16 protein-coding genes are annotated in these 23139 nt (G+C 45.0%); 15 read left to right on the forward strand and 1 reads right to left on the reverse strand.

Features of this window, described 5'->3' with window-relative positions; all coding sequences use genetic code 11:
* The first annotated feature begins 149 nt into the window (after positions 1-149).
* The 15 genes from ABD894_RS08470 (at position 150) to ABD894_RS08540 (ending at position 19749) form a co-directional block, all read left to right on the forward strand.
* Positions 150-2651 (forward strand): Kelch repeat-containing protein, encoded by a 2502-nt coding sequence (locus ABD894_RS08470; protein ID WP_345210574.1) that lies wholly within the window; start codon positions 150-152, stop codon positions 2649-2651.
* Between the two features lie 213 nt (positions 2652-2864).
* Positions 2865-3446, forward strand: coding sequence for a glycoside hydrolase family 71/99 protein (locus ABD894_RS08475; protein ID WP_345210575.1), 582 nt, complete (start codon positions 2865-2867; stop codon positions 3444-3446).
* An 81-nt stretch (positions 3447-3527) separates the two neighbouring features.
* Complete coding sequence (locus tag ABD894_RS08480) at positions 3528-3701, forward strand: hypothetical protein (protein WP_345210576.1); 174 nt, start codon at positions 3528-3530, stop codon at positions 3699-3701.
* A gap of 21 nt (positions 3702-3722) precedes the next feature.
* Positions 3723-4142, forward strand: coding sequence for a glycoside hydrolase family 71/99 protein (locus tag ABD894_RS08485; protein ID WP_345210577.1), 420 nt, complete (start codon positions 3723-3725; stop codon positions 4140-4142).
* 413 nt (positions 4143-4555) lie between these two features.
* A complete protein-coding gene (locus ABD894_RS08490) occupies positions 4556-7696 on the forward strand; it encodes a SusC/RagA family TonB-linked outer membrane protein (protein WP_345210578.1) in 3141 nt (1046 codons plus the stop codon).
* A gap of 11 nt (positions 7697-7707) precedes the next feature.
* Complete coding sequence (locus tag ABD894_RS08495; RefSeq protein ID WP_345210579.1) at positions 7708-9528, forward strand: RagB/SusD family nutrient uptake outer membrane protein; 1821 nt, start codon at positions 7708-7710, stop codon at positions 9526-9528.
* A gap of 20 nt (positions 9529-9548) precedes the next feature.
* A complete protein-coding gene (locus ABD894_RS08500; RefSeq protein ID WP_345210580.1) occupies positions 9549-10265 on the forward strand; it encodes a DUF3823 domain-containing protein in 717 nt (238 codons plus the stop codon).
* A 101-nt stretch (positions 10266-10366) separates the two neighbouring features.
* Entirely contained in the window at positions 10367-11695 is a 1329-nt protein-coding gene (locus ABD894_RS08505; protein ID WP_345210581.1) for a glycoside hydrolase family 99 protein, read from the forward strand.
* A gap of 84 nt (positions 11696-11779) precedes the next feature.
* On the forward strand, positions 11780-12925 hold the full coding sequence (locus ABD894_RS08510; RefSeq protein ID WP_345210582.1) for a hypothetical protein: 1146 nt from the start codon (positions 11780-11782) through the stop codon (positions 12923-12925).
* Between the two features lie 66 nt (positions 12926-12991).
* Positions 12992-13957, forward strand: coding sequence for a family 43 glycosylhydrolase (locus ABD894_RS08515; protein ID WP_345210583.1), 966 nt, complete (start codon positions 12992-12994; stop codon positions 13955-13957).
* 110 nt (positions 13958-14067) lie between these two features.
* On the forward strand, positions 14068-15066 hold the full coding sequence (locus ABD894_RS08520; RefSeq protein ID WP_345210584.1) for a family 43 glycosylhydrolase: 999 nt from the start codon (positions 14068-14070) through the stop codon (positions 15064-15066).
* Positions 15067-15453: 387 nt separating this feature from the next.
* Positions 15454-16323, forward strand: coding sequence for an ROK family protein (locus ABD894_RS08525; protein WP_345210585.1), 870 nt, complete (start codon positions 15454-15456; stop codon positions 16321-16323).
* Positions 16324-16620: 297 nt separating this feature from the next.
* Entirely contained in the window at positions 16621-17487 is an 867-nt protein-coding gene (locus tag ABD894_RS08530) for a 3-keto-disaccharide hydrolase (protein WP_345210586.1), read from the forward strand.
* Positions 17488-17535: 48 nt separating this feature from the next.
* The gene (locus ABD894_RS08535) at positions 17536-18813 is read left to right on the forward strand and encodes a glycoside hydrolase family 99 protein (protein WP_345210587.1); all 1278 of its coding nucleotides are present in this window, start codon (positions 17536-17538) and stop codon (positions 18811-18813) included.
* A gap of 72 nt (positions 18814-18885) precedes the next feature.
* Positions 18886-19749, forward strand: a complete 864-nt coding sequence (locus tag ABD894_RS08540; protein WP_345210588.1) for an alpha/beta hydrolase — start codon at positions 18886-18888, stop codon at positions 19747-19749.
* A gap of 524 nt (positions 19750-20273) precedes the next feature.
* Here the strand turns inward: ABD894_RS08540 and ABD894_RS08545 are convergent.
* Entirely contained in the window at positions 20274-23126 is a 2853-nt protein-coding gene (locus tag ABD894_RS08545) for a TonB-dependent receptor (RefSeq protein ID WP_345210589.1), read from the reverse strand.
* Positions 23127-23139 lie beyond the last annotated feature (13 nt).

Genomic DNA, 23139 nt, shown 5'->3' on the forward strand with positions numbered 1-23139 from the left:
TCTTTTTTAAAACAAAAGACAGGGGCTTTTTTTACTATAGGCGTGTGTGGCAGGTTTTAAAAGCGTTTAGCGTACTAATGAGATCAAGGCACTATCTAATTCTTATATACACATTACTTTTAGGCTGTTTTATTACACCCGCTGAATTGTTGGCACAATCATACGGACTGGGCTTCTCTTCTCATGAAACCGTGCAGGATAAACGTACAGGGTTTGATCTTAGTCCGGATAAGACGCTGTGTTTTAAGAATGATTTTGAGATCGCGTTCGATTTTGCCTTTCTGCCCAATCATGATAATTACTTCGGCTATATTTTCAGGCTGATTGATAACGACAAACAAAATATCGATCTGCTGTATGATCGCCGGTTGGAGGGCAACCACTTTAAACTGGTTATCGGCGATAAGTTTTCAAACATATCTTTCAATATTGATGAAAAGAAACTGCTTACCGGCTGGACGCGCCTGCGTTTAAAGTTCGACTTGCGTAACAGCATGTTAACCGTGTTTGTAAATAATACGCCCTATAGTCAGCGTATCCAGGTAAGTAAGAACGATTGCTTCAAGATCCTGTTCGGCTCAAACGATTACCTCGATTTTAAAACCAACGATGTGCCGCCCATGAAGCTGCGCAATATCACCATCATCGAGGGGCAAAAACTTACCTACAACTGGCTGCTTAACGAGGGCGATGGCAATACCGCGCGCGATGAGGTGAACGGCAGCATTGCTAAAGTAATTAACCCGTTATGGATTAAAAAGCTGCACTGTATATGGCAGCCGGTAAAATCGTTCACGGTTAACGGGCCTGCGAGTATAGCGTTTAACCCCGATAGCGAATCGGTTTACATTGTATCTAAAGATTCGCTGATCAATTATTCGGTAACGCTTTCAAAAACTAAATCATACGGCTATAATTCTGGTAACCAGTTTCTCATCCGTGGTAACCAGTCGCTTTATAATACCGTATTAAAAAAGCTGTATAACATCAATACCGACCGTAAACAGGTTGCCACCTTCAATTTCAAAATCCAAACCTGGGATTTGAAACATAACAACCTCGATTTTGAAACCAATTATTGGCATACCAATAAATTTTATCACCCTGCCGATTCTTCGCTATATGTTATAGGCGGTTATGGCCAGTTCTTTTACAAGAACGAAGTGCAGCGTTACGATATACATAGTAAAATATGGGATAAGATAGATGTAACGGGCGAAACACTGGTACCCCGTTACCTTGCCGCTTTGGGCGTAACTGATAAGGGCGCTTATATTTTAGGCGGATACGGCAGCACTACAGGTCAGCAAATACTGAACCCCCGTAACCTGTACGATCTGCTTTATTTTGATGTAAAAGCCCGTACGTTTAAAAAGATATACGAGTTGAATATTAAGGGCGAAGATTTTGTGTTCGCCAATTCAATGGTGATCAATAAAGATCAGGATTCATATTACGCGCTTATCTTCCCAAAACATAAGTATAACTCGCGCCTGCAACTTATCTCCGGTTCGTTAACCAAGCCCGAGTTTAAAATGTTGGGTAATGGTATCCCTTATACTTTCCACGATATCAGCTCTTATGCCGATCTGTTTTACTGCCCGCTGAGCAAAAAGTTTATAGCCGTAACGCTGTTTTTTAATGGTAAAGGGCAAACGCGGGTAAATATGTATTCGCTGTATAGCCCGCCAATTGCAAATGAAGTGCCCGCGGCTAAGGCTAAATCGTACATGGCTTATTGGTTGTATGGCATAATAACTTTATTGATCTTGTTAGCAGCCATGGTATTCTATCGTCGCAACAGGAAGCCTAAAACCCCGGCTATAGCACCAGAAAGTCATTCGGCCCAACTTCAAACTACAACACTTGCCGAAGTAATTGTACCACCTGTATTGCCGGTAATAGAGGAAGAAGAGGAAGTGACCCACAACCGGAATTCCATTTACCTGTTTGGAGATCTGCAATTGTTTGACAGCGAGGGTACCGACATTACCCGCCATTTAACGCCGCTTACTAAAGAACTTTTCCTCATCATTATACTGTATACAATCAGGTGGGGCAGGGGTATCACTTCAGAAAAGCTGAAGGAGATACTTTGGTTTGATAAATCGGCCGAAAGTGCACGTAACAACCGTTCGGTAAATATTGCCAAGCTTAAAAACGTGCTGGATAAGGTTACTTCCTGCCAAATCACTAAAGAAAGCGGTCACTGGAAAATTAGCATTGACCCGCAGGTGGTTAAAATAGATTACAAGGATTACCTTGATGTGGTGAAGGATAAGCGCCGCCTGGATAAACAGAAGATCTCGGGACTGGCAAAGATCATTCAGCGCGGCAACTTCCTGGCCGATGTAGAGTACGAGTGGCTGGATACCTTTAAATCAGAGATCTCGAATGAGATAATCGACACCTACCTGCACTTCGCAAGTTCTATCAATATTAATGATGACCCGGAGTTTTTGATAAAACTGGCCAACTACATCTTCTATTTCGACCCGGTGAATGAAGAAGCCATGGTGCTGAAATGCAAATCCCTCATTATTTTGGGTAAGCACTCCATCGCTAAAAATGCTTACGACTCTTTTTGCAAAGAATATAAAACCATTTACGGCGAAGACTACGATAAGGATTTTAATACCTTTTTAGAGTAGTAGGTAAAATTTTACCAATATTTTCAATAAATAATAGCTTAATGCGGCAGATAAATTGATTTTACCTGCCGCATTAATAGTTTATTAAGCAATTATTAATAGCACAACGGCAAATTTGGCGATAGTTATAAACCATAACAACACTGCCTCATTTTGTAAACACTCCGGCATTCACCGTAATGCCGTAACACCGTTTTGTTGACTAATAAGCGTATGAAAATAAAAATTACTTTAATTATTCTGTTATCAGTATGTATGGGCTTGGGTAGTTATGCCCAGCTGAAGCATAGTAAACAAACCCTGTATCCCGAATACAAAGGGTTGGTAATGGCCGGTTACCAGGGATGGTTCAGGGCCGAGGGCGATGGTTCAGGCGCTAAGCGATATGCTTACGGCAACGAAAACCGCACCGGAATTGATATGTGGCCTGATGTTACCGAATACGAAAAAACCTACGATACACCTTTCAAATTAGCTAACGGACAAACGGCTAAGTTTTTCAGTTCGTATGATAAAAGCACTGTCGACCTGCATTTTAAGTGGATGCAGCAATACGGGGTAGATGGCGTGTTTATGCAGCGCTTTTTCGGCAACGCCAAAAATCATGATAAAGAATCTCTTACCATATTGCAGAACGCCTTTGAGGCGGCCTCAAAATATGAACGTGCCATTGGCGTGATGTATGATCTTTCGGGATTGAGCGGCGCTAACGAGGACTGTTCGGCATTGATCGAGGACTGGAAATACCTGGTTGACCAGTTGAAGGTAACCAACCAACCCGGCAAAAAAACATAAATCCATCATAACGGTAAGCCACTGGTTACTATATGGGGTGTTGGCTTCCCCGACAGACCGTATAATATTCGTAATATTGGTTTGGAAAGATTGATCGATTTCCTGAAGAACGACCCTGTTTACGGCGGCTGTACCGTAATGCTGGGCGTACCAACCAACTGGCGCAACCTCAATGCCGATTGCATCAACGACCCTTACCTGCATACCCTCATAAAAAAAGCCAACATCGTACTACCATGGACGGTACAACGTTAGTCGCCGTTACTGCATAACGATATGGACAGGCTGCGTGATAACACCATAGATGATATGAAATGGTGTGCCGATAACAACATTGCCTACGTGCCCTGCGTGTATCCGGGTTTTAGCTGGCACAATTTGAGCCGCTATGAATTTCCGGATGATGTGAAACCTGTTAACTCTATACCGAGGCAAGGCGGCCGTTTTTACTGGCAGCAAATAGCCACTACGCTTAACGCGGGCGCTACCATGTTATATGTAGCCATGTTTGATGAAGTGAACGAAGGTACCGCCATTTTTAAAGGCAGCGATAACCCGCCGGTGAGCACCGTAACTTCCTTTATTAATATGGACGGCAAACCATCCGACCATTATTTATGGCTCACGGGCGAGGCCGCCAAAGCGCTGCGTAATCAAAAGCCGCTCACTATTAAAATGCCCGGGCGAAAGCCTTAGCCGGTGTGGCAGCCGCAACTCCATTTATGGAGCCGAACAGCGGTAAAGCGTTTGTTTGACAGTTATAAGCCACTCATTATCAATCAGGATAAAAAAAATAAAAAAATTTAGCTTTTTTATGCAATCGATTGCATAAAAATGAATTAATCATCGGTTTTTAACTGTTTTCAAGCTGAAATTAATGTTTTGTTAATGTTTTATTAGTTGCCTCCACGTTTAATTGCATCATATTATAAACCCCGTACAATCCAATATTCGCCTGCCTTAGTGCAATAAGGAGTGTATATCAAATAACCAATTGAAATATGTATAACTACGAAAATATTCCGCCGTGAATATGCTGCCGCTTACGCTAACTATTACCCTAACCAGGTAACCAAACAATTTAAACTTAAACATAAAAGAGAAACAGTATGAAAATATTTAAATACTTACTTATTATAATTCTTCTTTACCCGCTCAGTTTGCTCGCCCAGCAACCTGTAGTTGTTACAGGTAAAGTAACTGACGCGGCCGACGGCTCGGCCCTGCCGGGGGTAACCGTTTTAAGTAACGGTACCGGCGCAACCGCCGTAGTTACCAGCGTTACCGGCGAGTACAAAGTAACCCTGCCGGCCAACGCCACCCAAATTACCTACACCTTTGTAGGCATGGGCACCGTTACCGAAAAGCTGAACGGCCGCACGGTAATTAACGTTACGTTATCATCGGCCCAATCGGCACTTAGCGAGGTGGTGGTAGTAGGTTACGCTACGCAAAAGCGCGAAACCATAACCGGCTCGGTATCTACCATAAAAGGTAAGGATATCGTAGTCACCAAAAACGAAAGCGTTGTAAACATGATGACCGGTAAAATACCCGGTGTGCGCATTGTACAGCGTACATCAGAACCGGGTGGTTTTGCTAATGACTTAAACATCCGTGGTTTTCAAACCGCGCCCCTTATTGTAATTGACGGAGTGATCAGCGGTACTGATCAATCGGTATTAGGCCGTATGGACCCTAACGAGATCGAGAGCTTATCGATATTGAAAGATGCCGCGGCTTCTATTTACGGTATCAGGGCATCGGGCGGTGTTGTGCTGGTAACCACCAAAAAGGGCGACAAGAACGGCAAGTTCGATATTAACTACTCGGTTAACCAGGCTTTCCAACAATTTGTGGGCATGCCCGAAGGTGTTAACGCGATCGACTTTATGATGCTTACCAACGAAAAGAACAAGCATAATTTTGATAATAACTTTGTAAGCGTACAACCACCAACCTATACCTATGCTAACTTTAAACCATACCTTGATGGTACTTATAAATCATCCGATTGGATAGGGCTGGCCTTTAAGGATTGGGCACCGCAAATACAGCATAACCTCAACATAAACGGCGGTACCGAAAAAATAACCTATTTCTTCAACTTCGGTTACCAAAAGCAGGATGGAGTATTTAAAAGCGGTGATATCAACTATAACAAATACAATTTCCGCTCAAACGTAACGGTTAACATTACCAAAGGCTTAAGGGCACAGGTGCTGGCATCGGGCTGGATCGACGAAAAGAACCAACCTTACCAGGATCAATGGACCATTTACAAATATGCCTGGAACCAGATCCCTATCAAGCAGATCTTCGCTAATGATAACCCACTATACCCGGCTGTAATTGATGATAACATGAACCCGGATGTGGTTACTTATGCAGATAAAGGCGGTTTCAGAAAATTCAAGAAAAAGAACTTTACAGGCCAGTTAAACCTGCAATATGAAATACCGGGCATAAAAGGCTTAACCGCTAAAGCGTTGTTCAACTTTGATACCGGTAATGATGATAACGCCGTAATCAGGCGTGCCTACACGTTGTATAACTACAATGCCGAAAACGATACATACATGCCAACAGTCGCGCAAAGCCCTAACAGGATTTACCGCGACTACTATACAAGGCAAAATACCCAAAGCCAGTTGTCATTAAGTTATGCCAATACCTTCTTTAAAGATCATAACGTAGCGGCAACGTTGGTATATGAGCAAAGTCACCAAACCGGCGACGATTTCTTTGCACAGAGGGATGCTGAATTACCTATCGATTACCTGTTTGGCGGTTTGGCCAATAACCAGCAACAAGGCGGTATGTATACAGGTGGTTTGTACGATGTTGGTTTCCGCAGTATCATAGGCAGGTTTAACTACGATTATAAAGGTAAATACCTTGCCGAGTTCATCTTCCGTCGTGATGGTTCTAACAGGTACCAGCCGGGGCCCGATCAATGGGGCTTCTTCCCGGGCTTGTCGTTAGGCTGGGTAGTTACAAAAGAGTCGTTCTTCCGCGAACTGGTTCCGGAGAATATATTAACCAGCTTAAAGTTCAGAGGATCATGGGGGCAAACAGGTGATGAGCGCGGCGCGCCGTTTAACTACATCAATGGTTATAACTACCCTGTTGGCTCATACATATTTGGCAGCGGCGCGGTAAACGGTTCTACTCAAAAATTGGGTAACCCGGGTTTAAGCTGGGCTATCAACACTAAAAAGAACTTAGCGTTAGATTATGTTTTGTTTAACGGTACCGTTGATGGTAGCGTGGAGATATTCAGAAGCGACCGTACCGGTTTGGAAGCAACGCCCGCGACAGCCTTGCCGGGAACTGTAGGTGCCGATGTACCGCAGATCAATTATAACAGTGATAGGGTACAGGGTTTGGATTTCAACATAGCCTATCATAAAAAAATTGGCGAGGTTGGCCTGAACCTGAATGGTAACGTAAGCGCAACCCGTGCGCAAAGAAGGATCATTCTTCAGGGGCAGTTTGGTAACGAAATGGAAAACTGGAGAAACAACCAGGCCAATAGGTATACCAACATCTGGTGGGGGCCAACTTATGCCGGTCAGTTCACCACTTACGATCAGATCTATAACTACCCTGTTAATACGGGCGGCGGCAACAACGGTGTAATACCGGGCGATTACTACTATGAAGACTGGAACGAAGACGGCGTGATAGACGGTAAAGATGACCACCCTATAGCAACGCAGGATATCCCGCTGTATAACTATGGTTTAAATATCGGCGTTACTTATAAATCATTTGATTTGAGTGTGCTTTTACAAGGAGCATCAGGTGTTTACGTACAATACGGCGAGCAATTTGCCGAACCGCTGATGTACAACCGCAGCGCCTTAACCCGCTTTTTGGATAGCTGGCACACCGTTAACCCAAGCGATAATATTTACGACCCTAACACACAATGGGTACCGGGCTTTTACCCTGCAATGGGTTCGCCGGTGGCGAAGGGTACAAAAGCGATACAAAACGCGAGCTACCTGCGCGTAAAAACACTGGAGTTGGGTTATAGCTTACCTGCCTCGCTGCTACAAAAAATAGGTGTTAAAAGATGCAGGGTTTATGCCAACGGCTATAACCTGTTAACCTTCACCGGTCTTAAAAATTACGATCCCGAACATCAGGGGCCAAGGCCGGGTCAGGATTTTGGTGTAGCCCTGGGCGGTTATACCTATCCAATGAACAGAACTTTTAACATAGGAGCTAACGTTTCCTTTTAACTTATTGAAACATGAAAAGATTACATAAATTAATTATAGCGTTATCTGTTACCGTTGGGGCAAGTATTACCTCATGCCAGCGGTTAGATATACCTCCAACCAACATTGTTGGCCCCGATGTAATATTTGGTACCGAGGCGGGTGTAACATCGTTTTTAGCCAATATTTATACCGGCCTGCCCATCGAGGATTTTAAATACCGTCCCGATGGCGGTTTCAGAACCGGAGGTAACGATTGGGAGAACTTTTATAATTCGGCCTCGGTTACCGGCGAAGAGGTCGGTCCGTTTGGTGGTATGGATATAGGCGGTGGTTTCGGCTACTGGCCTTATGGCGACATCCGTAAGGTAAATATCCTGTTAGATGAATTGCCGAAACACGCTGCCGAACTTACCCAGGTAAAGGTTGACCAGCTGATTGGTGAAGGTCACTTTTTAAGAGCCTACTATTACTTCGGTTTGGCTAAACGTTACGGCGGCGTACCAATTATCAAGGTAGCGCAAGATCCGGGCGCTCCGTTAGAAGAGTTACAGGTACATCGTGATAAAGAAGAAGATGTATGGAACTTTATAGGCGAAGAGCTTGATTTGGGCTACCAGATGATGCCCGAAACCAGCCCGGCCGGTCGTGCTAATAAATACGTGGCAGCAGCCTTAAAATCAAGGGCTATGCTGTATGCCGCTACTATTGCCAAATACGGTTCGGTAAATTTTGTTGACGGCCCTGCCCGTGCCGAAGGTTTTGTAGGTATAGGTGCCGATAAAGCCAATGGCTTTTTCACCAAAGCTTATGATGCTGCCAAACTGCTGGAAGGCCACTATTCATTATATGAAAGAAATCCGGACAAGCTGCAAAACTATATCGACCTGTTTTTGAAAACAGGTGACAGCCCGGAAGCCATATTTGTAAAACAATATTCAATACTAAACCAAACCGCGCACAGCTGGGATGCTACCATGTCGCCGCGTTATTTCACCGCGAACGCGCTTTCACGCTCATACCCAACGCTTGACCTGGTACAGCTTTGGGGAGATCTACCGGTAACCAACGGCGATGGCACACCGAAACGCTTTAACGATCGTGCCGAATTGATGCAGGGTCTTGAGCCAAGGTTACTGGCAACGGTATACTTTCCGGGTGCTACGCTGAGGGGCTTAACCTTTGATATGCAAAGGGGGATTTATCCGTCATTCAGCGGTACGGCTGCTGCCGAGGTTGCCAAGCCTAACAATTCAAGGAGCTTTATCCTTTCGGGCGATGTAAAAACCCTATACCAGGGCAAACAGATCATCGGTTTTACCGGCCCCTGGACCGGCGGTGACGAGCTTACCCGCACCGGTTTCTACGTGCGTAAATATGTTGATTATAACAAACCACAGGCATCTGTTGACCTGAACAGGAGCGAGCAGCCATGGATGGATCTTCGCTATGCCGAAGTATTGCTGAACAGGGCTGAAGCCGCTATTGAGTTAGGTAATACAGGCGATGCCTTAACCGATATTAACCTGATCAGGGTAAGGGCAGGGGCAACGCCTTATGCTTCTATCGACCTTGAAAAAGTACGTAAAGAAAGACGCATGGAGCTGGCCTTTGAAAACCACTACTACTGGGATTTGAAAAGATGGAGAACTGCCGACATCGTGCTGAACAACGCGAGGTTTAAGGGCCTGATGCCATACTTCGTGTTCAACGAAAACAAATTCATCTTTTTGGCCGAGCCGGAATTGTTTCAGCGTAACTACAACTTTGATAAGCGGTTTTACTACGAGCCTATACCGGGCGGCGAGCTGGGCAAAAACCCTAACCTGTATCCTAATAACCCTAATTACTAACAATATAAACGTATAGAGACATGAAAAAACAGATTAGTAGAATGTTGTTAGGCCTAACCATACTGGCAAGTTCTGCATGTACCAAAATAGATAACTACCCGGGGCCCGATGCTTCATTTGAAGGTAACCTGATATCAACCGAAGGCGGCAACCTGCTTACATCGCAAAACAGCAGCCAGATAAGGCTGGAGCAGATCAGCTGGAGCGCTACGCCATCTCCGCAGGAGATACCATCCAAGTTTGACGGTACTTTTAAAGATAGCAAACTGTTCAAAGGCAAATACAAGGTGATACCCAAAGGCGGCGCTTTTTGGCCAATTTATGATACCATTACGGTTGATATAAACAAAGGCACCAAGCACGATTTTACCGTAACACCGTACCTGCTTATCAAAAACTTTACGGCTACGCTAAACGGCACTACCTTAACGCTAACCTATGATATTGAGGCGCCTATTTCGGCAGGCCTGCCAACCATACTGGAAACGCAGCCATTCATCAATACCACTAAACTGGTGGGCGCGGGCGCTTCAATCAGGGATTACTCTGATGCATACCTCAAACGCATCAACAAAGAATATGTGGATATGACGGATGCCGAAAAGACCATCAGCATTGATGTAGAGAACATGGTGCCCGGCCGTAAATTCTTCGCGAGGGTAGGTGTGCGCCTCAACGATAGCTTTAAAAGCTACAATTTTTCCGACATCATAGAAATAGATATCCCCAAACCATAATCAACAACGGGCATGCATACGTATTTTCGTGTGCATGCCTTAAAAAAACAATTTTGCGGGTTACCACACCGCGTAATCTTTAAAAAGATAAATATATGCTGATGAAAAAGTTTAGGATACTCGTTTTGCCGGTTTTATTAACCGCGGCACTTATATCATGCTCAAAAAGCAAAGGCGAAGCCGAAATAAAACCGCCTGTTGAACCGCCGGTAACCAACCCGGGTAAAGTGTATGATACTACGGGTTTACTGTACAAATCATACACCGGTTTGGTAATGGCCGGTTACCAGGGTTGGTTTGCTGCCGAAGGCGATGGCTCACAACGAGGCTGGTACCATTACCAGGGTAACGGGGGCTTTTATCCGGGCAATACCAATGTTGATTTTTGGCCAGATATTACCGAGTACACCAAGCGCTATAAATCACCATTTAAGTTCGCTAACGGCGATGATGCTTATCTGTACAGTCCGTACGATGAGGAGAGTGTGGACCTGCACTTTAAATGGATGAAAGATTACGGTATTGACGGTGTGCACATGCAGCGTTTCGTAGGCGAAATAAAATCAAGCAACGCGTCGGGCAAAAGGCACTTTAATAAGGTGCTGGCCAACGCGCTAAAGGCAGCCAAAAAGTATGGCCGTGCTATCAGCGTAATGTACGATTTGAGCGGCTGTTCAAGTGCCGATGTAGCCTATCTGGAGCAAGACTGGAACGAATTGCAAACCCTTTTCAAACTGGCCGATAACAAGGTTAACCCAACTTATTTGTATCACAATGGCAAACCGCTGGTAACCATTTGGGGCGTAGGGTTTAATGATAACAGGCGATACACCATTGAGGATGTAAACAAACTGGTTGACAAGATAAAGGGAACCGACAACAAGTTTTCGGTAATGCTGGGTGTGCCTTTCTACTGGCGCACGCTGGGTAACGATACCGAAAAATCACCTGCCCTGCACGCACTTATCAAAAAGTGCGATATCATAATGCCATGGGCTGTGGGTAGGTTCGATTCTAAAGGATATAACCAGCAGGTGGTGTATGATGATATACAATGGTGCAAAGCCAATAAGGTTGATTATGTGCCGCTGGTATTCCCCGGTTTTACATGGGGTAATATGCACAAGGATCCGAGCATTTATTACGCTATACCACGCCTTAAAGGCGACTTTTTATGGCAGCAGATTGCAGGGGCCAAAACGGTAGGCGCAAAATCATTATACGTAGCCATGTTTGATGAGATTGACGAAGGTACTGCCATTTTTAAAGCCGCTTTAGAGAAAAATACACCACTGAACGGCGATGCAGGTTTACGGTTTGTAGGGATAGAGAATGACCTTACATCCGATTATTACCTGTGGTTAACCGGGCAGGGGGCTAAGTGGTTTCATGGTGCATCAGGGTATACCCGTAACAAACCGTCACGTTAGGCTATGCTATACTAATACCAAATAAGAAATAAGGGCGCTTTACAGCATCCTAACCCAATTTTAAACTTTAAAAACTTAAAGGAAATGAGATTAATGAAATTGATGATGGTATGTTCCATCGCTGTAGCCGCGCTTACTATGGCCGGCTGCAAAAAAGAGAAGTTCAAATCAAGGGACACCAGCCAGATAGTACCTCCGCCCGATGTACCTATTGATACCGTGGTGGTTGATCCTTCTTTGGTACTGTTCGCCAGTGCCGATGACGCGGCCGATTGGTCAACCGTAGGCGCGGTAAATATCGAAACCGAAAATAAAAAGGAAGGTACCGGTTACATCAAAAATACCATTACCAACGGTAACGAATTTATGCAGTTCATTTATAAACCTGCTACCCCGCTTGATACTAAACTGACAGCCACAAACGGTCAGTTCATGTTTTGGTGGTACCTTTCAGACCCTTCATTGGTTAAGGCCGATGGCCAGATAGAAATAAATAGTGTCGGCGACTTTGATAAGGAAGAGTATGGATGGTCTATAGCCGCCCTTAAGCCAACCCTTAAGGCAGGCTGGAACGAGATCAAACTTAATTTTAACGCTGCCGACAAAGCCGGAGGCGATTTTAACCCGGCAAGTGTTAAGCAATTCCGTATCTTCTTTTTCACCGAAGGTAAAGACCATGCCGACCTCATCAGCGGTGTTGATGGCTTAAAGTTTCGGATTGCTCCGCCAATGCCCGATGTAAGCTTTGATAAAGCCGACCTGCCCGATGGCTGGGAAACCGTTGGCACGCCAACTATTGAAACCAATGGTAAAAAAGAGGGTATAGGTTATCTTAAAAATACCATCGCCAACGGCGGCGATTTTATGCAGTTCATCAAACAATTGCCTGCCCCGCTTAACACCACCTTTACCGAAAATAACGGCCAGTTCAAATTTTGGTGGTATATCTCTGATGTATCCTTACTTAAGGCTGATGGCTCTATCGAGATGACCAGTTCGGGTAAATCAGATGCTTTTGAGTCTGCCTGGGATATCGCGCCGTTGTTGCCAACACTTAAAAACGGCTGGAACGAAATTAAGCTCGACTTTAGCACAGCCATAAAAACCGGCGACGGTGGCGCCAATTACGCGGCTGTTGACCATTTCCGTATCTTCTTTTTCACTACGGGTAAAGATCACGGCGACCTCATCACCGGTATCGACGACCTGCGTTTCGGTCAAAAACCATAAGCCCCTATATTTTAACAACAAGTATGGCAGCAGTGTAAGCTGCCGCCATACTTAAAAACTACTGCAATGAATATCTGTAACTTATTAAGAACATCGGCCGCGCTGGTAATGAGTGTGTGTATGCTGCCGTGCGCTGCCCAAACTAAAAAAACGGATACAGTTCCGTCAAATCCAATCATCCGCAATATGTATACTGCCGATCCATCGGCACATGTATGGAAAGATGGGCGTTTATATATTTATGCTTCGCACGATATTGCCCCGCCCCGCGGCTGCGACCTGATGGATCAGTATCATGTATTTTCAACCGATGATATGGTACACTGGAAAGACCATGGTGAAATACTGCGTGCCAGCCAGGTAGAGTGGGGCAGGCCCGAAGGCGGCTTTATGTGGGCGCCTGATTGCGCTTACAAAAACGGAACCTACTATTTCTACTTTCCGCACCCAAGCGGCACCGAGTGGAACGCTACCTGGAAAATTGGAGTAGCCACGAGTAAAGATCCCGCAAGTGGTTTTAAATCGCAAGGCTATATTAAAGGGTTAGAATCAATGATTGATCCATCAGTATTTGTTGACGATGACGGCCAGGCCTACTTCTATTATGGCGGCGGCGGTACCTGCAAAGGCGGCAAGCTAAAAGGCAATATGGTTGAAATTGATGGCGAAATGAAAAAGATGGAAGGGTTGGAAGATTTTCATGAGGCCAGCTGGGTACACAAACGCAACGGTATCTACTACCTGTCGTACTCTGATAACCATGATGTAGCAGGCAAGCACAACCAAATGCGCTATGCCACCAGTAAAAGTCCGCTTGGCCCGTGGACGTCAAAAGGTGTTTATATCGATCCTACGGATAGCTTTACCAACCATGGATCTATCGTTAAATTTAAAGGGCAATGGTATGCATTTTACCACAACAGCACCCTCTCCAATCACGATTGGCTACGATCGGTTTGTGTTGATAAACTGTATTACAACGCCGATGGTACTATAAAAAAGGTTGTTCAAACCGGCGCTATCAAAAAGTAAGCGCTTAAAAATACAAAGGAAGGAAAAAGGTAAATTGGTTACATGGCGGTTTTTGAAACGGGCCGTCATGCCTTCCTTTTGCCTGTACTTTTTGCCAATTACTACCAATTATGAAGAAGATATTGATCAATACCCTGCTTGTTTGCGTGCTTGCTATGGTGGCCGGCAGCTGCTCAAAAAAGAGCAGTAAGCCCCAAGCCGATAAGCCGGATAATACGGTAAAGGAAGAACCCGACACATTGGTTAATCCATTCATTACCCACATGTACACAGCCGATCCATCGGCGCATGTATGGGCCGACGGACGTTTGTATGTTTATGCTTCGCACGATATTGCCCCGCCCCGCGGTTGCGATTTGATGGATCAGTACCATGTATTTTCAACCGACGATATGGTGCACTGGAAAGATCATGGCGAGATACTCCGCGCCAGCGATGTAGAGTGGGGCCGCCCCGACGGTGGTTTTATGTGGGCGCCTGATTGCGCTTTTAAAAACGGTACGTACTACTTCTATTTCCCGCACCCGAGCGGTACTGAGTGGAATACCACCTGGAAAATAGGCGTAGCCACGAGTAAAAACCCGGCAAGCGATTTTAAATCGCAGGGTTATATCAAAGGCCTCGAATCGCTGATAGACCCATGCGTTTTTGTGGATGATGACGGACAGGCCTACCTGTACTATGGCGGCGGCAACGTTTGCAAAGGCGGCAAGCTAAAAGATAACATGATGGAAATTGACGGCGAAATGAAACCCATGCAGGGACTGTTTGATTTTCATGAGGCCAGCTGGGTACATAAAAAAGATGGGGTTTATTACCTGTCGTACGCCGATAATTTCGACCAGGCAGGTAAGCACAACCGCATGAGGTATGCAACAAGCAATAGTCCGCTGGGGCCATGGACGGTAAAGGGCATAAATATTGACCCTACCGATAGCTTTACCAACCACGGTTCCATAGTGAAATTTAAAAATGAATGGTACGCTTTTTACCACAATAGCGCCCTCTCGCATAACGATTGGCTGCGGTCTATCTGCGTAAATAAGCTGTATTATAATGCTGATGGTACCATTAAAAAAGTAGTGCAAACAGGTATGGCAAAAAAATAAAGGGTATGTAGGGTGATGGGGCTTTTCAGGGAAGTATTTAAGAATATTGCACAACGGAATTGTGCGATTCCCCTCTTGAGAGCAAGCTGTCAACTTAAGGGTTAAAGTAAAGCGCATAGCTAACTCACCCGGTCTACGCTTCGCTGGACCACCCTCTCTGCTTCGCAAAGAGGGTGAAAAAAAGCAAAGCCCCTTTTCGCTTGCGGAGAGAGGGGTGACGAGCGAAGCGAAGTCGGGGTGAGTTGATAAGCAAACATTTCATCGATCAATACTTAAGTCGACGGCTATGTTCTCAATAGAGAAATAAAACTTTAAAAAGTGATCTCCCGGCAAGCCTCCTGCAATACCTGCTTAATAATTTGTAACAGATTTTTAAAACAGGTGGATATGAACGCAAACATTGTATTAGGTATTGATATTGGCGGCTCGCACATTACCGCCGCGCTGGTTGATATGACCAGGCGAAGTATTATTCAGGATTCCTACAAGCGGCAGCACATTAATTCGCGGGGCAACCGCGAGGAGATCATCAATAGCTGGTGTGCCGTAATAGGCGATGCTTTCAGGGGAACATCATCAAAAGAAGAGAAGAAGATCGGCATCGGTATGCCCGGCCCGTTCGATTACAGTACCGGTATCTCATACATCCAAAATACCGAAAAGTATGATGCCCTGTACGGCGTAAACGTAAAAAAGCTGCTGGCCGAACGCCTGGGCATCTACGTTAACGATATCCGGATGATGAACGACGCGGCCTGCTTTCTGCAAGGCGAAGTTTTTGGCGGCGCGGCGCAAGGCTGTAAAACAGCCATCGGTATTACGCTGGGCACCGGCCTGGGTACTTCCTATTACTGTGACGGCGTAGCCAAAGATGTTAACCTTTGGAAGATGCCCTTTAAGGAAAGCATAGCCGAAGATTACATCTCTACCCGCTGGTTCCTGAAAATGTATCGGGCTTTATCGGGCAATACGGTAAACAATGTAAAAGAGCTTACCGCCCTGCACAATACCGATTCAACCGTGCGCGAAATATTCAGCGAGTTTGCCCATAACCTGGCGCAGTTTATCAGCCTGTTTGTAAACGATACCAATCCGGAGATAATTGTGCTGGGCGGTAATATAGCCAACGCGCACGCTTTGTTCTTCCACTACCTCAACATCTACCTAAAAACAAATAAAATAAATATACCCGTTAAGCGCGCACAACTTAATGAAGAGGCTGCCATAGTGGGCGCGGCAAGCTGTTTTGAAATATAAATGCGTTAATATCAATTTATTGTTACGTATTACCGCCCGCATTAATGTTTTATTAAGCTTTTCTTAACTGTGCAGGCCTTTATTTGCCCTTAACCAATTTTACCGGCAGTGCTTTTAAATGTGCTGTGATACTATATTATTAAATGAATAACACACTTTTTAACAGTCCTCCGCAGAAGAAGATGACGCGAAGACACTCAAAATATTATCCCCTAACCCCTTGATCAATTTAAACACCATCGGCTGTAATAATGCCGGTGGTTTTACAAAAACTTAAACCTAAAACCCTAATTATAAATGAAGCTAAGCATCCGTTTTTTCAGCATAATACTTCTGTTCAGTTGCAGTATGGCATCGGCCCAAAAACTCAACAATAAATGGACACCACTTTTAACTGCCGATCTTAAATACTGGGACAAGTTTATCGGTGTGCCGCACACCAGTCTTGCCCTGGAAGGTTACCCTAAAGGCGACGGAATGAACGGCACACCGCTGGGTTTAAACAACGATCCGCTGAAAGTTTTTACGGTAGAAATGGTAGACGGGCAGCCGGTATTGCACATCAGCGGACAAATGTATGGCGGCCTAAGCACCAAAGCCGAGTTTGAAAATTACCACCTGAAACTGGAGTTTAAATGGGGCGAAAATAAGTACCAACCCCGCTTGAAAGATAAACGCGATAACGGTATCATTTATCACGCCACCGGTCCGCATGGTGTGTTTTGGAATGTATGGATGCGCGGTCACGAGTTCCAGGTACAGGAGGGTGATATGGGCGATTACTATTCGCTATCAGGCGTAGGGATGGATATTCACGCGGGTTTAAAGCCCGGTACCACAAGGCCCGAGTGGATCTACGATCCGGCTGGTCCGCTGGTGCAGTTTACGTCAGACAGAACTCCCGCCAGCACCTGTACCCATCTTGGCAATTATGAAAAGCCCAACGGCGAATGGAATAGTTTAGAGTTGTATTGCTATGGCGATAAAAGTATCCACGTAGTTAACGGGCACGTGGTAATGGTGCTGCAAAACTCGCGCCTGTCGCCGCACGAAGGTGCCGAAACCGGCTTCATCAAAGGGAAGATCCAGCTGCAATCTGAAGGGGCCGAAGCCTATTATCGTAACATCAGCATTAAAAAATTAGATAAACTGCCCGCGCTGTAAACAGGCATCAAAACAGAAGTAAAACCAATTAAATACCCTAAATAATATATGAGAAATATAAACAAACTTTTACTGATGGGCTTGTTCGCCCTGGCAAGTTGCTCAAAAGGAGGCAGCAAGCAAGAACCTACGCCTGATAAGCCCGATAACCCTAATAATGGGGGCGTTGATTTAACCCCTTCGCCCGTTGGCGATGTGGTGGGCAAGGTAGTGGTAGGCTACCAGGGTTGGTTTGCCGCTATTGGCGATGGTTCGCCGATAAACAGGTACTGGCATTGGTCGCACACGTGGGAACAGCAGCCATCGCCAACCAACACCGCTATTAAATCGTGGCCGGATGTGCGCGATTATACCAGCACTTTCCCAACAGCGTACGCCAATTTGGGTAACGGGCAACCTGCTAATGTGTTTTCATCCTTTACCGACCAAACCGTTGATATGCAGTTTAAATGGATGAAAGATTATGGCATTGACGGTGCCGCGCTGCAACGTTTTAACCCCGATCCTAACGGACTGGAAGGCCCGGTTCGGGACGCCATGGCTGCCAAAGTAAAGGTAGCTGCCGAGCACAATGGTGTTAAGTTTTACATTATGTATGATGTAAGCGGCTGGACCAATATGCAATCGGAAATTAAAACGGACTGGACAAACAAGATGTCTAAGTACATCACCTCATCGGCTTATGCCAAGCAAAACGGCAAGCCCGTGGTGTGTATATGGGGTTTCGGGTTTAACGATAGCAACCATCCATGGAGCGCCGATGTTTGCCTGGATGTGATCAACTGGTTTAAAGATAAAGGCTGCTACGTAATTGGCGGCGTGCCTACCAACTGGCGTAAGCAGGAGAGCGATTCGCGCCCCAACTTTATAAAGGCTTACAAGGCTTTGGATATGATTTCGCCGTGGATGGTGGGCCGCATAGGCAATGCCAACCAGTCCGACGGTTTTTTTGTGAACATTAACAAACCCGATCAGGCGTATTGCAATGCCAACGGTATTGATTACCAGCCATGTGTTTTGCCCGGCGATTTGCAGGAACGCCAGCGCGCCCACGGCGATTTTATGTGGCGACAGTTTTACAACATGAAAAGGGTAGGCGCGCAAGGGCTATACATATCTATGTTTGATGAGTATAACGAGGGCAACCAGATAGCCAAAACCGCCGAAAGCCAGGAGTTTGCCCCGGCAGGTCAGGGTTTTATTACGCTGGATGAAGACGGTACCAAGTGCTCGTCCGACTATTACCTGCGCCTCACCGGCGATGGCGGCAAAATGTTTAAAGGCCAGATACCACTTACCGCAACACGCCCTACACCACCTATGTAAACGTTTGTAATAAATAATTGCTTAGCTGCAAGTAATTGTAAATTATACTACTTTTAATATAACCTATACATCATGAGAAATTTACCTTTACTTGCAGCTTTTTTGTGCCTGTTTTGCGGCAGCATGTTCGCTCAAACGGGCAAGGTATTCGATAATCAATCGGTACCGAGTAAAATATTGAAGATGGACCGTAAGTACGCGGTATACCTGCCGCCCGATTATGAAACTTCATCGCGCAGTTACCCGGTGCTTTACCTGCTGCATGGCGCAGGCGACGACCATACCGGCTGGGTGCAGTTTGGCGAGGTGTTGAACATTACCGATGCCGCCATCAAAAACAGCACCGCCACCCCTATGATCATCATTATGCCCGATGCCGACTCTGGCAGGCGCGGCTATTTCAACGATGTAAAAGGCGATTGGAATTACGAGGATTTCTTTTTTAACGAACTGGTGCCTTACGTAGAAAAGAAATACCGAATCAAAGCTCAAAAGCGTTTCCGTGCCATAGCCGGGTTATCTATGGGTGGGGGCGGCAGTTTTGTTTACGCGTTGCATCACCCCGAAATGTTTTCGTCGGTATGCCCGTTAAGCGCGGCTACCGGGGCGTTTACTTTGGAGGATGCCAAACAAAACCTAAGCAAAGCCAATCCGGGAATTGCGGATAGTACAGTAAGTAACTACTTTAACCGTTACAGCGTACTGGCACTGATCAATAACATGCCGGCAGATCAGCTAAAATCGCTTCGCTGGTATATAGACATCGGTGATGACGACTTTTTATATGAGGGTAACGACCTTGTTCACATCGCCCTCCGCAAAAAGAACATTCCCCACGAATTCCGCATCCGCGATGGCGCCCACAACTGGACCTACTGGCGAGCCTCACTACCCACTGTATTGGGGTTTGTGAGTGATGCTTTTCATCAGTACTGATAGTGAGTTGTATGTGGTGAGTTGTAAGTTATAAGATAGCCGTTTCGCTCTTGCGGGCTTACAGTTTTTGGTAAGCTGAAAGCTTACCCCATGTTGGGTCACGAGTACGCTATGCTAAACTCGCGACAACGCTGATGAAATATATTGGCAGGCGGCCGGAGGCCGCGAAATAGTTGCCACTTGGCCGGAGCCAAGCGGCTGCGGGATAAGGGGTGCCAATACAAAAGCACAACCTTACATAACCAAAAAAATGCGGCATCGTAAGGAACGGGTAGCACAAGCCCTGCCCAAGCACAACCCAAACATAGTTCCTTGCGCAGCCGCGACTTTTTTCTTTGGTGACTTTCTTTTTTGAGAGAAAAAAGAAAGTTACATCCACTAACGTTGATTACAGCACAACCATACCTAACAAGGCACTAACTAACAAGGCACTAACTAACAAGGCACTAACTAACTAACTAACTAACTAACGTGCAAATAGATGCTTCGTACCTCAGCACGACAGTGAAGGATATACGAAAACATTAATAAATAAAACTACCATCACCTCTGCGCTGCAACGATCGGCCATTACGTTTTGGTGAACCGCTCCATTTTTGCAGATTAACCCTTGCGCTAAACATAAAATAGCGGCTTAGAGCATTAGTTAATGTATTGGTAATACTTGTTGAAGTGATTGTTTGATCAACAAAATTGTTTTGCTTCAATATATCAAACACCTGGAAAGTTAGAGTAAGGTTTCTGCGGGCGAAAAACTCTTTTTCAACGCGTGCATTTATTACTAAAGGATTACGACTAACATTGCTGGCCACTCCTTGTATGAAGTTTTTATTAGCGCTGTAGCCAAATCTAAGTGTACGTTCTTTTAAGAAGAAAAATTGTCCGTCTATACTTAATGTAGTAGTTCTTCTGTTGGTGTTTTTATCCGGAGTTAAAGAAAAATAAGTACGCGTTACATCATAACCCACGTAAGGGTTTACCTCAATGTTTTCGTTAGGGTTTATTCTTGGCCCTAAACGTTGATTGAAATTCCATTGATCTGTGAGGCTAACTCTATTATTAGTCATCGATACATCGTGATTGTAATTAATACCACCGTTTAACGATAAGTTGTACTTACGATCGGCCAGCTGTTTTGAAATGCTGTAATTACCGTTTACACTATAGTTGCCATCAATATTCACAAAGTTACGCTCATAAATAAATGCCCCCCTTGGGTCAAGTATCTGGATAGTGTTATTAACAATGCGATTATTGACAATGCGTGTACCCACGTTTGCCGAAAAGTTAAGGCGGGAATTAGTAATGTAATTATTGTAACGTAAATTAACGGTATGTACAAATGCAGGCTTCAGGTTAGGGTTACCAACTACCGGGCTTTGCGGGTTAGATTCATCACGCACTGGCTGTATCTGATCAAAGGATGGCTCATTAGGATTACCCGAATAATTAATAGAAAACCGTTCCTGTCTTGACCATGCGTATTCAAACCTGGCTATAGGTATTAGGTTAAAATTAGTACGATGGATACTTACGTTACCCAGGCTTACTTTGGTGCCTTCCAATAAAGTTGGCACTGCCGTAACACCTAACGATAAATTGTATTTTTTTTGATTTAAGCGGTAGTTAACCGCGAAACGGGCTTCAGTAAAAGCATAATTGAAAATATTACTTAACGAATCGATTATTTGTAATTGCCCAAATGAGTCAATATTACTGGTAAGTGCTTCGTTGCTGTAACTACGGCGATTCACCTGTGCGTTAAATTCTAACTGTGATAATGAATCTAACGGTTCAACGTAAGTTGCGCTTGTGCGATAATTCTTGGTTAAATTACTACGTGCTATATTACGATACACCAAAGAGTCAATCGATACAGAATCACTGTCATTACGGTAATATATCAGGTTATTATTTTGAATATTAACGTTTTCCTGGTCGTTGTTGGATATATTAAGCTGTATAGAGAAGTTACGGCGTTTCTTTTTGAACAAATGCTGGTAAAACAAAAAGCCGCCATAGTTTGGAGTAGTATTATCTCCGCTGTTTGTGCCAATTATATCACGATGTTCGGCACCTGTTCTGAAGGTAGATGAGGTGTTGGAATTAAATGCGCCGGAATAGTTATAGTAAGGACTAACCTTTAAATAGTTAGCGCTATCAATGTTGTATTCCAGTTCAAAATTAAAGTTATGGGTATTGTTTCTGTTTCGTGAGTCACTGCTGTTCCTGAAATTAATAGTTCCTCTGTCAGTAAATTGCTGTCCTTCGCTTCTGTTAATTGAATTTACCCTGGTGTTATTAAACCTATACGAAGTATTAATCTGGACTTTTTTACTTAGTTGGTCCCTGTAATTAAGGTTTATGCCGGAAGCTTTCGTGGTTCCGCCGCTTCCGCCGCCGCTACCCACACCGTTGATGGTATTTCTAAGGTTACCATCTACAACAACTACCTGGTTACCATTTATCCGGTTGGCATTTACGTTGCTTTCAAACCGCTTTTGACTGCCAATCCCTGCATTGGCCCGCACAAAATGCCCAACCGATCTATCCGGTTTAGTGGTGATGTTCAATATTTTTTGCGGATCACCGTCTTTAATGCCCGTACGTGCGGCCTGGTCGCCGTAATCGTCCACAACCTGTATCTTTTCTACTATATCGGCTGGCAAACTTTGGATGGCCTTCGCCAGATCGCCGCCTGCATAATCTTTACCATTCAGCTTGGCTTTGGTCAGTTTTTGGCCCTGGTGGGTAACAGATCCGTCGGAACCTACTTCCATGCCTTCCATCTTTTTCAACAGCTCATCAACGGTAGCATTGGGGCGCACCTTATAATCGCTGGCGCGGTACTCAACGGTATCTGTTTTGTAGGTGATGCTGGGCGTACCGTTTACGGTAACACCTTCGAGGGTATGCTCTTCGCTTTTAAGTATAAAAGGGTCAAGCACCAGGCGCGGCAACACGTCGTTGTTCAGCATTTTCTTTACAACGGTTTTGTAGCCGATGCTGCTGATGGTAACCACAAACGTTGCCGATTTTACATTCGGGATAATAAAAACACCATCCTCATTAGTGGTGGTTGATATACTATCGGTAGCCGATATTTTTAGTTTTACGGTAGCGCCTATAAGGCCATTATCGGCAGTATCTTTAATAATGCCGCTTACCTCGCGAAAGGGCAAGGGCGGCTTGGTTTCATTTTGCGGACGGCCTGTTTGTTGTTGACGGTTAGGGTTGTTTTGCCTGTCGGTAGTGGTAGTGCGTGTGCCGCCACCACCGCCCTGCCTGCCGCCGCCGCCACCTCCGCCACCCGTTCGTTGGGCAAATGTGGTACCGGCATATATGGTGATCAATAATAAAAGTAATAATTTCTTCATGGATAAGGTTTAA

This window comes from Mucilaginibacter gynuensis, from assembly GCF_039541195.1.
Classification (GTDB): Bacteria; Bacteroidota; Bacteroidia; order Sphingobacteriales; family Sphingobacteriaceae; genus Mucilaginibacter; species Mucilaginibacter gynuensis.